We start from the raw sequence: 12,658 nt of genomic DNA on the forward strand, positions 1-12,658 counted from the left end.
AAGCGTTTTTAGTTCCGGGAAGTTTACGGCAAGTGAAAATAGAATCACGAAACGGGGCTCAAAACGCTTGCGCAGAGCTGCTTATCTGGTGGTCATATGCGGGTTAAGGAAGGGCTTGAATCCCCTCCTAAGAGCGTATTACGACAAGAAAAGAAGCGAAGGTAAGCCCCATAAGGTAGCCGTGATTGCTTGCGCCAACAAGGTATTACATCACGTCTACGCTATGCTTAGAAAACGGCAACCTTTCGCTTCTTAAAGCCTTTTCTTCCACAAACTTCCATGAGGTGGAGGTTTGTTTGTCATGCGTTGAATTCAGTATAACAAAAACAGCTGTCTAATAAAACCGCCTATTGACAAAGTATTAGCTGGTTTTCTGTTTATCCCTTCACTGATCCGCCCAGCATGCCGCGTACAAAATATTTCTGAAGAGCGAAGAACACGGTGAGCGGCATGAGCATGGAGATAAAGGCGGCCGCCGTCAGCAAGTGCCAGTCATTGCCTCGGGAGCCGACGAGGTTGGCGATGTTCATCGACATTACTTGTACCTCCGGCCTGCTGCCCAGGAAGATCAGCGATACCAGATAGTCGTTCCATACCCAGAGGAACTGGAAGATGCTGATGGAAGCGAGTGCAGGCACGGACAGCGGCAGAATCAGCCTGCTGAAGATCGTAAAGTTCGATGCGCCGTCAATAAAGGCTGATTCGAACAGGTCCTTTGGAAGCTGGCTGATCGACGTATACATAAAGTACGTAATCAGCGGCAGGCCGAATGCGGTATGCGCAAGCCAGATGCCAAAATAGGTCCCGTTCAATCCGAGTGAGGTGTAATCCCTAAGAATCGGAATAAGTGCTACCTGCATAGGCACAACCAGCAATGCAATGACAATGACGAACATCGTCCGCCTGCCCGGGAACCGCAGCCAGGCGAAGGCATAGGCGGCGAAGGAAGCGATGAATATTGGAATAATCGTAGCGGGGACGGTTACTGCCAGCGTATTCCAAAAGGATTGTCCCATTCCGCTGCCCTTTTCCGTCTTGGTGCTGCCGTCCGGCATCGTGATGGAATAGTTCTTCCCGCCGAGTACGGTCTCATAGTTTTGGGTCGTGAACTCCATATGGGAGGTCCAGGCCTTCTCCTGAACGTTGATCAATCGTGCGCGGCGGTTTTCCCAGATCAGGCGCTTGCCGTCCGCCTCGACACCGCTACGAAGCTCATCGTCCGTATAGGTTTTGTCTTGAATCGCTATCGGTTTCCGCAGATCGGTGTCCTTCGGAAGCTGAAGCTGTTCGGCCGTTGTCCAGCCACGGTGCGGAATGACCTTCCACCATCCGGTGGACAGAATATCCGCAGCAGGCCGGATTGAGGAGACAAGCAGCCCCAGTGTAGGAATCGTCCAGATCAGGCATATAATCGCCAGCACGGTGTTAACGAGCCATTTGGATTTGCGGCTTTTGCGGCGCATGTTAGAAGCCCCCCTCTCTGCGGAACTGGCGCAGATTGATGATGATGACCGGAATGACCGCAATCAGAAGCACAATCGCCAGCGTCGAGCCATAGCCTGTGTTTTGGAACATGAACAGCTGCCGGTAAAATTGCGTCGCCACAACGTCCGTCTCGTATTGTCCGCCTGTCATAATCATGACGACATCGAATATTTTCAGTGTAAATACGATAATTGTGGTCGTAACCGAGAGCAGCGTGCCGGAGATATAGGGAATCATAATGCTGAAGAAAATGCGGATTTCCCCCGCGCCGTCCATGCGTGCAGCTTCCAGAATTGATTCCGGAATGCTCTTGATCGCGGCGGAGAAAATAACCATGGCGAACCCGGTCTGCATCCAGATGAGGATGGCGATCAGGAACAGGTTATTCCACGGACGAATCATACTCAGCCAGGCCTGCGCCTCGCCCCCAAGGGAGACAACGATGGCGTTCAGCAATCCAATCTGCTCATGCCCCGGCTGATAGTAGTAAATAAATTTCCAGATAACGCCCGCTGCCACGAATGAAATGGCCATCGGCATGAAAATCAGCCCTTTGGCGAGCTTTTCGAAGCTGCTCCGGTCTGCGAGAATCGCGATCAGCAGCCCGAGGCTGACACAGGCGAGCGTACCGAAGAATACCCACAGCAGGTTGTTGCGCAGCGCCATAACCAACAGGCGGTCGGTGAAGACGGCGGCATAATTGGCAAGACCGACAAAGTTGGCCGAATTGCTGTCAAAGAAACTCAGGTACAGCGTGCGTATCGTAGGGAATACCAGCAGCCAGCCCAGCAGCAGCACGGCTGGTCCGATAAATATAAAGGGCAAAACTCTCCGCTTCCATTGATCCGGATATTGCTCGACTACCCAGTTCATCGAGTAGTAAATAAAATAAATGCCAAACGCACCCCAGATGACCGCGACAATCGCGTTCAGAATCGGATGGAGCCCGGCGTCGCGGAAGAGGAAGAAAAACAGCCCGTGAATGGCTGCATTCAAGGCAGGCACAAGCAGGGAAAGCAACAGCAAACGCAGAGTATTGCCCTTTTTAGCCTGTAACTCCATAACGAACCCTCCTTCTTGTATGCAATATGCTTCAGAGTCATAGAGGTCCCGGATACCTCTATCAACTTCGCCGGAACATCAGGCTTTGAAATGTTTCGTCCCTGCCCGCGGCGAAAGCGGATCAGCAGATATCCGGGAGCGTTATATTACTTCCAGCCCGACTGGATTTCCTTCAAGGCTGTATCCAGATCGACTGTACCGGTGATATAGTCGGTCATGCCTTTCCAGAACGTACCCGCGCCTACTGCGCCTGGCATCAGGTCGGAGCCGTCGAAGCGGATCGTGTCTGCATTCTGCACAAATTCGGCCATGCGGCGCTCCTGATCATTGGCGTACCAGGACGGATCAGCATCATTCATCGGGGCCGTAACGCCACCGCTTTGAATCCATGTTTTCAGGGACTCGCCGGTTGTGAAGTATTCTATAACAGCGCGAACCTCAGGGCGGTCATTGAACATAGCGTAAATGTCGCCTGAGATCAAAGCAGGTGTTCCATATTGCGAATCAATGGACGGGAACGGGAACCAGTCGTAATCATCGGCAGTGAGTCCTTCCGGGAAGAAGCTCGTAACAAATCCGGCCTGGCGGTGCAGCCACGCTTTAGGAGGGTTGTCGAATAACACTTTGGCTGAATCACCGAAAGATGTCGTTGCGATCGACTTGCGTCCACCGTACACATAGTCCTCGTTGAACCAGATTTCAGACATTTTCTCCACCGCATTTTTCACAATCGGGTCTGTAAACGGCAGCTCGCCGTTCACCCATTTGTCGTAATTCTCAGGTGTAGTCGTGCGGAGCATGATATCCTCCAGCCAATCCGTTGCTGTCCAGCCGGTTGCTGTCCCGCTTTCAATACCGATGCTCCAGGCCGGATCACCGTCCTTGGCAATTTGATCACTCAGCGCCATCAGCTCATCCCATGTTTTTGGAATGGTGTAGCCGGCAGCCTCAAATTCCTTTTTGTTGTACCAAACCAGGCTTTTTACGCTGCTGCGGGCCCAGACGCCTGCCTGAATATCGCCATTTGGTCCTGGCATGCTCGCCATATCCAGCCAGCTCTGGTTGTACTGCTTCTTGAGATATTCATCACTAAGGAAGGAGGATACATCAATGACCTTGCCTTCCTTAACAAAGTTGCCCAGCAGTCCCGGCTGCGGGAAGTCGGCAATATCAGGGGCATTGCCGCCGTTGACGCGTACAGAAATCGTCGCTTCGAACTCTTTGGAGCTTTCGTAGGCAATTTCAATTCCTGTTTTTTCCTCAAACGCTTTTTTGCTCTCATTGAACTTGACCTCGTCCGCATCCGTGAACGGTCCGAACATGGTGACCTTTTTCCCTTTGAATTCCCCGTTGAGTGCTTTTGCCAGCGCAGAATCTCCGTCAGCTCCGGTATTGCCGTTTGTCTGATTGTTCTCTTTGCCCGGTTCAGGAGCAGCCGGCGTGTTGTTGCCCTTGCCTGCGCAAGCTGTCAGTGTCAGGGAGAATGCCAGCATCATAATCAAGATCAGCATCGAGCTTCTTTTTGGTTTGTATTGCATGAGACCTCAACCCTTTCTTAGATGGATAAATATAAGTCCTTTTGAGAAAACCCGCTTTGTATCATCAGGAACTACATGCTTATGCGACCTGGTGCAGGTCATCACCTCCCTGGCTTAATATCATTGAATTTTCATGCTCAATTATGGATAAAAATACTACTTTGTCTATAAATAGCGCTTACATTAGTTGTGAAAAGCTTTTCAGATTCAGGTGTCAGCAGCTATTCCGCAAATCTGTAGAGGGGAGCGGAGTGGCAAACAATGCTGCTTCCCCGCAAGAACAATGACTAAGTTTAATCGACATGGACGGGATGAATATGTATGGCAGTAGATTCTCTGACGATTAGGCGGTGAGGGAGCTTTTCTCTTAATACCCTGACTTTTCCTTTTGTAATCAGCTCGTGAAGCATTTGTACGCTGCGGTAGCCGATTTCATAGGTCGGCTGCTCGATGGTGGTCAGTTTTGGGATGAACATTTCAGCCATGCGGATGTTATCAAAGCCAATTACCGATACATGACCGGGTACGGATTTCCCCTGATCGCGCAAATAAGAGATCGTCCCCATGGCAAATTCATCGGAGGCTGCAAATACGGCTGTCAATTCGGGATGCTGTGCGAACAGGCGCGCTGCGGCTTCATAGGCATCGGTATAACGGTGCTCGGCATATTCTACATAAGGCTTGCAGTGATGAAGTCCTCCCTCTTCTAATGCACGGTGAAATCCTTCGTAGCGCGGCTGGCCGGAGATGGTTCGGTCAAGCGGCATGTTGATCATGCCAATATTACGGTGTCCGGAAGCAATCAAGTGTCTTACCGCTTCAAAGGCTGCCTGTTCATCATCGATGTCGACGGAGGGAATGTTATATTCCGGCGCATTGGTAGAGGCAAGGACGAATGGCAGATGATAGCGCTCCATCTCCTCGTAATATTCCTTGTGGAGGGAGTCGCTGGCGAAGATGAAGCCGTCCACCTGCTTCTCAAAAAAACTTTGTACATAAGCAATTGTCCGCTTCTTGTCACGGTCGGTATTGCAGATCATCAGCGAGTGGTTCAGTTTGACAGCGGCATCCTGCATCCCCCGGATCAGTCCGGCGAAATAGGGATTCTCGATATCCGGTATCATAACGCCGATGGTATCGGATTTCTTGTATATTAATCCTCTTGCAAATGCATTCGGCTGGTATTGGAGGGCCTCAATCGCCTCCAGTACACGGCTGCGTTTCTCCTCGGCGACCGTATCCGGAGCGTTCATGACTCTGGATACGGTGCTGATGGAAACGTTAGCGTATTTGGCCACATCACGAATGGTAGCTTTCATCAAAACACGCCTTCCCGGTTTAATCCTTATCATGAAATAAAAGTGTATAATAACTTTGAAAACCTTTTCTGAAAAGCTTTTCAAAGTTATTATATCCATTATTATCAAGATTGACAACCGGATTTATCCAGTTTTTCTTCGAAGATGATGCCTGTTTATTTTTAAACTTTGCCGGTAAACGGTATTCAAAAAAGAACAAACATTTACTTCTGTACAATTGTTAACTATTATGGTTTATATAAGGTTAACAAAAGGAAGGTGGATGAGATGGCTATTATGCTGCGGGGCCATCATATTTTGTGCTTGCTCGGATACCGGGGGAAGGGATACTCGGAGAATTTTTGCGCAAATATGACCAAAATCTATGAATCATTGCGTACACAGCCGGATACGGTCATCGAAATTATTGAAGGGCCGGATGATATTTGCCGCGCTTTTCCGCCGGATCAGCCGCATCATTGCCAAAATCAATCCGTGTACCGGAAGGACCGGGAGATTCTGCATGCTGTCGGTATTGAAATCGGGCATGCCATGACCTGGACGGAGATTCTGCATGCAGCAGCCCTTGTGCAGCCGGACGACATCCGGACATTATGCTCGGACTGCCGATGGGAGCCTCTTGGACTATGCCGGGAGGGAGTCAGCCATATTCGCCATTTCGGCGCGCTTCGCGAGCTTCCCTAAATATTGTTAACGTCTATGATTCCCAGTTCTTATTGCCCGCTGCCGCGACGAGGACAAGCATAAATTTGTTCTTGAAACACCAGGAGAGAGAGTGTACTATATACAAGGTAAATATAAGCCGGATACAAAGTAAAACTTCATATAACTCGTATAATTTTGGGAATATGGCCCATAAGTTTCTACCGGATGACCACTGCAATCATCCGACTATGAGTGAAAGCGCAACTGGTTTTTTTTACCCTGACGTCAGCGGCAGGGCAGAGGATCCGCGTTGCGGATACTGTTTTGTGTTACATTTTATGTTGCACCGCAAGGGATAATAACCCGGCAGGACAGACTTCACTTGAGAAGAAATTACTCAAGGAGTCTGTCCTTTTTTTGATTTTCCAAAAGGAGAGAGAAGAGAATGAAAGTATTACAGGAACGCATACGTGAGGAAGGCTTGATACTGTCGGATACGGTGCTGAAGGTCGATTCATTCCTCAATCATCAGGTGGACACCCGGCTTGCACTGGAGATTGGGCGGGAGTTCGCGCGCATTTTTGCCGGCAGGCCGATTACGAAGGTGCTGACTATTGAAGCGAGCGGTATCCAGTTCGCAATGGCAGCAGGAATTGCGCTGGATGTGCCGTTTATTTATGCGAAGAAGAAAAAGGCGGTCACACTTGCCGAGAAGGTCTATTCCGCGCCGGTCTATTCGTTTACCAGACAAGAGAGCTATCAAGTCAGTATTTCGCAAAAATATCTGGGACCTGAGGACAAGGTATTGATCGTGGATGATTTCCTGGCTACCGGAGCGGCGCTTGTCGGTCTCGTTGATATTGTCAAGGAGTCGGGTGCAGAGCTCGCCGGCGTAGGTTGTGTTATTGAGAAGAGCTTCCAGGAAGGACGCGGTCTGCTGGAGGCCAAAGGCGTAGAGGTGCATTCACTGGCCCGCATTGCGTCGATGGCACCGGGAGTGGTTCATTTTGTGGAAGAAGCAGTGGTGAAATAAGCGCAGTTGGCATCTCGCCTGCACTCAGGCTTGACGGATCTGATTTGCGCTTTACCGGGAATATTGGATATTCCTGATATATAGAATGGGGAGAGTCTACAATGCTTAGCAAACAGAAAGTCATTACCTTAGGATTCCAGCATGTGATGGCGATGTACGCCGGTGCTGTAATCGTGCCGATTATTGTCGGCGGAGCGCTTGGCCTGTCAGAGACACAGATGGCGTATCTGATTGCCGCAGATTTATTTACCTGCGGTCTGGCGACTATTTTGCAGGTTATGGGTACAAAGTATTTCGGCAGCGGCCTTCCGGTCGTGCTCGGATGTACCTTTACAGCAGTAGGGCCAATTATTGCAATTGCTTCAACCTCGAATTTGGCTACAGCTTACGGGGCCATCATTATATCAGGTATATTCGTTATTTTAGCTGCTCCGTTATATGGAAAACTGCTTAAGTTTTTCCCTACGGTTGTTACAGGATCAGTCGTCACCATTATTGGTTTATCGCTGATTCCGGTAGCCATGAACAATGCTGCTGGCGGCCAGGGTTCGCCAGACTTTGGTGCACCAAGCAATCTGCTGTTGGCACTGGGTACTCTGGTTACTATTTTGCTGGTGAACCGCTTTACAAAAGGCTTTATTCGCGCCATCTCCGTACTGATCGGACTTGCAGCAGGAACGGCAGCAGGGTATGCGATGGGCATTGTCAGCTTCTCTGCAGTTGGCGAAGCGGGCTTGGTAAGTATCGCTCAGCCGTTTTACTTCGGTATTCCGCAAATTAGCATCACAGCAATTATTACAATGATTATTGTTAATATCGTCAGCATGGTGGAATCCACAGGCGTATATCTCGCCGTTGGTAAAGCGACCGACCAGAAGGTTGAGCAGCGCCAAATTGTGGGCGGTCTGCGTTCCGAGGGTCTGGCTATCATGCTGGGCGGGATATTCAATGCTTTCCCGTACACGGCATTCTCACAAAACGTCGGCCTGATCTCGCTGACCCGTGTGAAGTCCCGCGATGTCATCTTCGCAGCCGGGGGCATCATGCTCGTGCTGGGTCTGCTGCCGAAGCTGGCCGCGCTGACTACGGTCATCCCGAATGCGGTGCTGGGCGGCGCGATGATCGTGATGTTCGGATCTGTAGCCGCAGCAGGTATTTCCATTCTGTCCGAGGTCGACCTGCGCAAGGGCAACAACTTGATGATCGCCGCTTGCAGTATTGCGGTCGGACTTGGTTCGGCTACGCTGCCGCAAATGTTCGACCAGCTTCCGGATTTCGCGAAGATGCTGCTGCAAAACGGCATCGTCTCCGGGTCTCTGACGGCGATTGCGCTGAATCTGTTCTTGTCCAAACAAGAAATTGAAGCGGAGCCGGTGGAAATCAAAAAAGTATCTTAGACTTAATTGGCAATAACATTAGAAGTAGCGATGCTCGAAGAACAAGCTGTGAGCTGCCGTTCATTCCTGAATGCAGCCTTAAAGCCTGAACTCAGTTGCATCGCTACTTTTTTTGATATTGAGCCCGGTGCACTTTTTGTTGGCAAGTATTCATGATCCAGGTCTTATCGCATCCCTGTGCAGAACAGGGGCTGAAGGCCCGGAATTTCTGCATGAAGATGGTCACGGAGATATTGTGGCAATTTACAACTCAGATCGTATACCTCTTAACCAGTATGAATATGACATTTGGGGAAGACCGATAGTAACCGTTGAAAGGGTGGAAAATCTATTCCGTTACTCTGGAGAGTATTGGGATAATAGTACAGAATTACAATATCTCAGGGCGAGATGGTATGACCCGGGTATTGGTAGATTTATTAGTCAGGATGCCTATGAAGGAGAATTGAACAATCCCTTATCTCTCAACTTGTATACGTATGTTGTAAATAACCCTTTGAAATATATAGACCCTTCAGGACATGCAATGGAAATCGATAAAAATATTAAACCTAGATGTAATCCAGATGACTTGAAGTATTTAAACAGTTATGAAAAAGCATGGTTGCAGTATGCAATGCAACAAGCACATGATAATGCAAACAAAATAAGACTACAATATGCAAATTCTGTGACTAGAATAGATTTTATTAATGGAGGACGTAGCAGCGTTTCGGCCAATAAACAAGTAACTCCTCATAAAGGTAATTCTGTTGTCCAAACATATACTAAAGGTGAAGTTTCTGTATTCGTTTATAGGTTCTGCTAGTGCGGCTGCTAAAATACAAGATGGAGATTTTATTTTCACTTTGAATTTGGGAGTGAATGGTAAGATAGGTGCAAGTGCAACCCTTACAGGGGGAGTGGCAATAGGTTCAACTGGAAAACGCACTGCTTCTATTAGTAATTCAATGCAACTCCCAAGCTTTATGATTATTGAAGGAGGATTAAGCTATAATGTCGATAATGGAAATCTTAAAGGAATTATAGGCGGTGGTGTAGGCGTTCTAACTGAAATCCCAATGTATAGTGGTGACTTTCTATTAGGTTATGAACCTATTGAAATAAAGATATCCTTACAGTCTAATCATTCATATCCTATGACTGCTTCTGAATGGGAGAGGCATTTACGAGGAGGAAAAAATGAACGAGAAGTTAGTCATTATTTTAATTACTTTGCCTGTAGTATTATTCAGTTTGCATAGTATCTTTTTTCCCGAACAAGCCGTTAGACTGACAGGTATAAATACGCTCAGAAAAAAACCGACTAAAAGTGCTGTAAAGCGCTATCGCCTTTCAGGTTATATTACATTGGTGGTATGTGTTGCGATTATTGTTTTGGGCTTGCTTGGCAAGGTAAATGTAGGGGCTAGATAAAATGAACTGTCTCAACCGTCGACGGCTATTTGGACCAGCCTATTGACGGTTGTTTTTTATTGAGGAACTCTAAAATACCGGATTTAAACATGAAAATAAATTTATCATTCCCGCTCCAAAAGAATTATGATAGAATAAACAGGAACGTTTGTTCCTATCATTAAAAGGAGTGATGTGCAAGTCATGAGCGGCCGGTATGCGGAAATAGAAGGTGTCATCGCCTATATTCATCAACATATCTTTGATCCTCTTCCACTTGCCAAACTGGCGGCGTATGCAGCTTATAGCCCATACCATTTTACCCGAATCTTTAAGGAGAGAATGGGTCTCTCCCCTCATTATTATATTTCCGCCCTCAGGCTGCAAAAGGCCAAGGACCTGCTGCTTCATACAAATATGAACATTCGGGACATTGGGCTTGAAATTGGACAGCAGAGCCTCGGAACCTTTACTACACGATTCACGGAAAGAGTCGGGTTAACTCCAGCCAATTTTCGTAACTATAGACAGCAGGCAGGCCAGCATTTGAGCTCCCTGCAGCAGCTTACGAATTGGAAGGAACCGGAGTTGGTATTAAGTCCTTCTTTAACGGTGGAAGGAATCATCCGTGCAGAGACCCCTTTTCAAGGCGTAATTCTAATCGGTTTGTTCGCCAGACCGATTCCGGAAGGCCTGCCGCTGTACGGTACGCTGCTGTCCTCGCTAGGAGATTTCCGCTTCACGCATGTAAAGCCGGGGACATACTATCTGATGGCGACTACGATTTCATGGGGGACACAGGCTGCGGATATTATGCTCCCCCAGGCTACTCTCCGCACCCGCTCAAGAACGCCGATTATTGTGCAGCCTTACACAAAGGTTCCTCCGCTGGATATCATGCTGTATCCGCCGCGGCTTGACGACCCGCCGATCCTGATTTCACTCCCGTTACTGATGAACCGTTTCTTAAGCCGGGTCCGCCAGCCCGCAGGCTGTTGAATGGGGTCCATGTCTGATTTATATGAGCCATACTATAGATAGGATGGTCACACATCATATAATACTTTTTCCAGGAATGCAGGCTCATGAGCTTGCATTTTGTTTTTAGTTACAGTAAAGTGTAACTAATACAGTGTAGTGTAATTAACACACTAAAGTGTAAAGGTGTGATAATTCAATGGAAATCTATACAGCCAAGCAACTGGCAGATATTCTTCAACAGGATGAACCACAGATGAATCTGCGGACGGTTCGTTATTACACTCAAATCGGACTTGTCCCGCCGCTGGAGCTGGCAGGCAACAAAAGGGTGTACACAAAGACGCATCTTCATTACTTTAGGGCGATTCTTACGCTGACCAAGAGTGGAGATACGCTGGCGGCTGTTGCTGAGAAGTTGAATGGGCTTACGACAGAAGAGGTGGCTAAAATCGGAGAGAGCTTGAGGCTCTATCAGTCCGGACAACTGATTCACAATGATACGGTTGTAATCAACGAGGACCTGATTCTGTCTGTCAGTCCCCGCATGGATGCTGCGCTCCGGTCCAGAGTCATTGAGACCGTTACGAAAATGATGAAGGGAGAACAGTCATGATCAAAAGCGGCTTGACCAAGACGATGCTGGAAAATGAGGAAGGACTGACTCATTTGTGGTTGCAGCTTGGGCCGTGGACAACTGCCCGGAAGACAGAGAAACCTTCCCTGCCCTGTAAAATGAAGCTGCAATTAGTCGTTCCTCCGGGCTTGTATGTGAAAAGACTGCCAGCCTCAGCCTCTGATGAGGGGAAAACAATGTTCGATATTGTACCGGGTGATACGGAATGTGAGATGGTTTTTGAGCTGTTCACGACCTCGCCGGTTCCGTGTGGCAGCCGGACGCTGATAATCTCACTGTCCGGTACGGATGAGGGCGGACGGCCTAGCCGCTGGGAGCAGGAGCTGACCCTTGCGATTGCTGAGGAAGATGAGATCGACGAAGCTTGTGTGAATGCGGATATTGTGGAGAAAGTGAATCGCATTCAGCTTGTGGCGGATGAAGAAGAGCAGCCATTCTTAAATGCATACCAGCAGGCACTGCACGGTCTGGCGCTCCCTTCAACCATGTCCGAGCTGGAGCGCAAATACCGGATTGAGGGAGGATACGCCGGATGAATCTCGTACCCTATGTTGTAGAGCAGTCGAGCCGGGGAGAACGGTCTTACGACATTTATTCCCGTCTTCTGCAGGATCGCATCATTATGCTTTCGGGTTCTATTGACGATGAACTTGCGAACAGCATCATTGCGCAGCTGCTGTATCTGGACAGCCAGGACCCGGAGCAGGAGATCAAGTTGTATATTAACAGTCCGGGAGGATCGGTTACTTCGGGTCTGGCGATTTATGATGCGATGCAGCATGTGAAGGCACAGGTAAGCACACTGTGTGTCGGACTGGCGGCATCTATGGGCGCCTTTTTACTCGCCAGTGGTGCGAAGGGCAAGCGCTACGCGCTCCCCAATAGTGAAATTATGATTCATCAGCCGCTTGGCGGCGCTCAAGGCCAGGCATCTGATATTGAGATTGGCGCCAGACGAATTATCAGGCTGCGCGAACGTCTGAATGCCATGCTGTCTGCGCATACCGGGCAGCCGCTGGAGCGGATTTCTAAGGATACAGATCGCGACTGCTTCATGTCTGCGGAGGAAGCAGCGGAATACGGCATTATTGATGGTGTGCTGGCTTCTGCCTGAGAGCTGTAAATACGGCGAAAATGCCGCTAGGCTCTACCGGGCATAGGACGTCTTC

Annotated in this window: 14 protein-coding genes and 1 riboswitch; of the genes, 10 read left to right on the top strand and 4 right to left on the bottom strand. The window is 48.8% G+C overall.

Annotation, left to right across the window (positions count from 1 at the left end; translation table 11 throughout):
• Positions 1 to 256 (top strand): transposase (locus H583_RS0102530; protein ID WP_028559085.1); only part of this gene is annotated, 256 nt, incomplete at its 5' end.
• Between the two features lie 121 nt (positions 257 to 377).
• On the opposite strand, the gene H583_RS0102535 is transcribed toward H583_RS0102530, so the two are convergent.
• From H583_RS0102535 to H583_RS0102550, 4 genes are all read right to left on the bottom strand, one after another.
• Complete coding sequence (locus H583_RS0102535) at positions 378 to 1,463, bottom strand: carbohydrate ABC transporter permease (protein ID WP_028559086.1); 1,086 nt, start codon at positions 1,461 to 1,463, stop codon at positions 378 to 380.
• 1 nt (position 1,464) lies between these two features.
• Positions 1,465 to 2,547 carry a carbohydrate ABC transporter permease gene (locus H583_RS0102540; protein ID WP_028559087.1) on the bottom strand — a complete coding sequence of 361 codons (1,083 nt, stop codon included), beginning with the start codon at positions 2,545 to 2,547 and terminating at the stop codon, positions 1,465 to 1,467.
• Positions 2,548 to 2,693: 146 nt separating this feature from the next.
• The gene (locus tag H583_RS0102545) at positions 2,694 to 4,085 is read right to left on the bottom strand and encodes an ABC transporter substrate-binding protein (protein ID WP_028559088.1); all 1,392 of its coding nucleotides are present in this window, start codon (positions 4,083 to 4,085) and stop codon (positions 2,694 to 2,696) included.
• Positions 4,086 to 4,378: 293 nt separating this feature from the next.
• Positions 4,379 to 5,404 carry a LacI family DNA-binding transcriptional regulator gene (locus H583_RS0102550; protein ID WP_028559089.1) on the bottom strand — a complete coding sequence of 342 codons (1,026 nt, stop codon included), beginning with the start codon at positions 5,402 to 5,404 and terminating at the stop codon, positions 4,379 to 4,381.
• Positions 5,405 to 5,671: 267 nt separating this feature from the next.
• On the opposite strand from H583_RS0102550, the gene H583_RS0102560 reads away from it, so the two are divergent.
• The 9 genes from H583_RS0102560 to clpP all read left to right on the top strand — a co-directional run bounded on the left by H583_RS0102560 (position 5,672) and on the right by clpP (position 12,603).
• Entirely contained in the window at positions 5,672 to 6,088 is a 417-nt protein-coding gene (locus H583_RS0102560; RefSeq protein WP_028559091.1) for a DUF1284 domain-containing protein, read from the top strand.
• Positions 6,089 to 6,214: 126 nt separating this feature from the next.
• Positions 6,215 to 6,318, top strand: a riboswitch (purine riboswitch).
• 176 nt (positions 6,319 to 6,494) lie between these two features.
• Positions 6,495 to 7,082 (top strand): xanthine phosphoribosyltransferase, encoded by a 588-nt coding sequence (locus H583_RS0102565; RefSeq protein ID WP_028559092.1) that lies wholly within the window; start codon positions 6,495 to 6,497, stop codon positions 7,080 to 7,082.
• 101 nt (positions 7,083 to 7,183) lie between these two features.
• A complete protein-coding gene (locus H583_RS0102570; RefSeq protein ID WP_028559093.1) occupies positions 7,184 to 8,479 on the top strand; it encodes a nucleobase:cation symporter-2 family protein in 1,296 nt (431 codons plus the stop codon).
• 139 nt (positions 8,480 to 8,618) lie between these two features.
• Positions 8,619 to 9,287, top strand: a complete 669-nt coding sequence (locus H583_RS37940; protein ID WP_028559094.1) for an RHS repeat-associated core domain-containing protein — start codon at positions 8,619 to 8,621, stop codon at positions 9,285 to 9,287.
• Between the two features lie 40 nt (positions 9,288 to 9,327).
• Entirely contained in the window at positions 9,328 to 9,723 is a 396-nt protein-coding gene (locus H583_RS36455) for a hypothetical protein (RefSeq protein ID WP_154665786.1), read from the top strand.
• 355 nt (positions 9,724 to 10,078) lie between these two features.
• Positions 10,079 to 10,873 (top strand): helix-turn-helix transcriptional regulator, encoded by a 795-nt coding sequence (locus H583_RS0102585; protein ID WP_028559096.1) that lies wholly within the window; start codon positions 10,079 to 10,081, stop codon positions 10,871 to 10,873.
• Positions 10,874 to 11,051: 178 nt separating this feature from the next.
• On the top strand, positions 11,052 to 11,468 hold the full coding sequence (locus tag H583_RS0102590) for a MerR family transcriptional regulator (RefSeq protein WP_028559097.1): 417 nt from the start codon (positions 11,052 to 11,054) through the stop codon (positions 11,466 to 11,468).
• Positions 11,465 to 12,025, top strand: a complete 561-nt coding sequence (locus H583_RS0102595; RefSeq protein ID WP_028559098.1) for a hypothetical protein — start codon at positions 11,465 to 11,467, stop codon at positions 12,023 to 12,025. Before H583_RS0102590 ends, H583_RS0102595 begins: the two co-directional genes overlap by 4 nt.
• A complete protein-coding gene (gene clpP, locus H583_RS0102600) occupies positions 12,022 to 12,603 on the top strand; it encodes an ATP-dependent Clp endopeptidase proteolytic subunit ClpP (RefSeq protein WP_028559099.1) in 582 nt (193 codons plus the stop codon). Before H583_RS0102595 ends, clpP begins: the two co-directional genes overlap by 4 nt.
• The last annotated feature ends 55 nt before the right edge of the window (positions 12,604 to 12,658 follow it).

Source organism: Paenibacillus pinihumi DSM 23905 = JCM 16419 (assembly GCF_000422505.1).
GTDB classification, from domain to species: domain Bacteria; phylum Bacillota; class Bacilli; order Paenibacillales; family Paenibacillaceae; genus Paenibacillus_D; species Paenibacillus_D pinihumi.

What these genes read in the sequence shown, in the direction of transcription:
- H583_RS0102550 (WP_028559089.1), bottom strand. Translation starts at nt 5,404, where the DNA reads ATGAAAGCTACCATTCGTGATGTGGCCAAATACGCTAACGTTTCCATC.
- H583_RS0102560 (WP_028559091.1), top strand. Translation starts at nt 5,672, where the DNA reads ATGGCTATTATGCTGCGGGGCCATCATATTTTGTGCTTGCTCGGATAC.
- H583_RS0102585 (WP_028559096.1), top strand. Translation starts at nt 10,079, where the DNA reads ATGAGCGGCCGGTATGCGGAAATAGAAGGTGTCATCGCCTATATTCAT.
- H583_RS0102595 (WP_028559098.1), top strand. Translation starts at nt 11,465, where the DNA reads ATGATCAAAAGCGGCTTGACCAAGACGATGCTGGAAAATGAGGAAGGA.
- H583_RS0102570 (WP_028559093.1), top strand. Translation starts at nt 7,184, where the DNA reads ATGCTTAGCAAACAGAAAGTCATTACCTTAGGATTCCAGCATGTGATG.
- H583_RS0102545 (WP_028559088.1), bottom strand. Translation starts at nt 4,085, where the DNA reads ATGCAATACAAACCAAAAAGAAGCTCGATGCTGATCTTGATTATGATG.
- H583_RS0102540 (WP_028559087.1), bottom strand. Translation starts at nt 2,547, where the DNA reads ATGGAGTTACAGGCTAAAAAGGGCAATACTCTGCGTTTGCTGTTGCTT.
- H583_RS0102590 (WP_028559097.1), top strand. Translation starts at nt 11,052, where the DNA reads ATGGAAATCTATACAGCCAAGCAACTGGCAGATATTCTTCAACAGGAT.
- clpP (WP_028559099.1), top strand. Translation starts at nt 12,022, where the DNA reads ATGAATCTCGTACCCTATGTTGTAGAGCAGTCGAGCCGGGGAGAACGG.
- H583_RS0102565 (WP_028559092.1), top strand. Translation starts at nt 6,495, where the DNA reads ATGAAAGTATTACAGGAACGCATACGTGAGGAAGGCTTGATACTGTCG.
- H583_RS0102535 (WP_028559086.1), bottom strand. Translation starts at nt 1,463, where the DNA reads ATGCGCCGCAAAAGCCGCAAATCCAAATGGCTCGTTAACACCGTGCTG.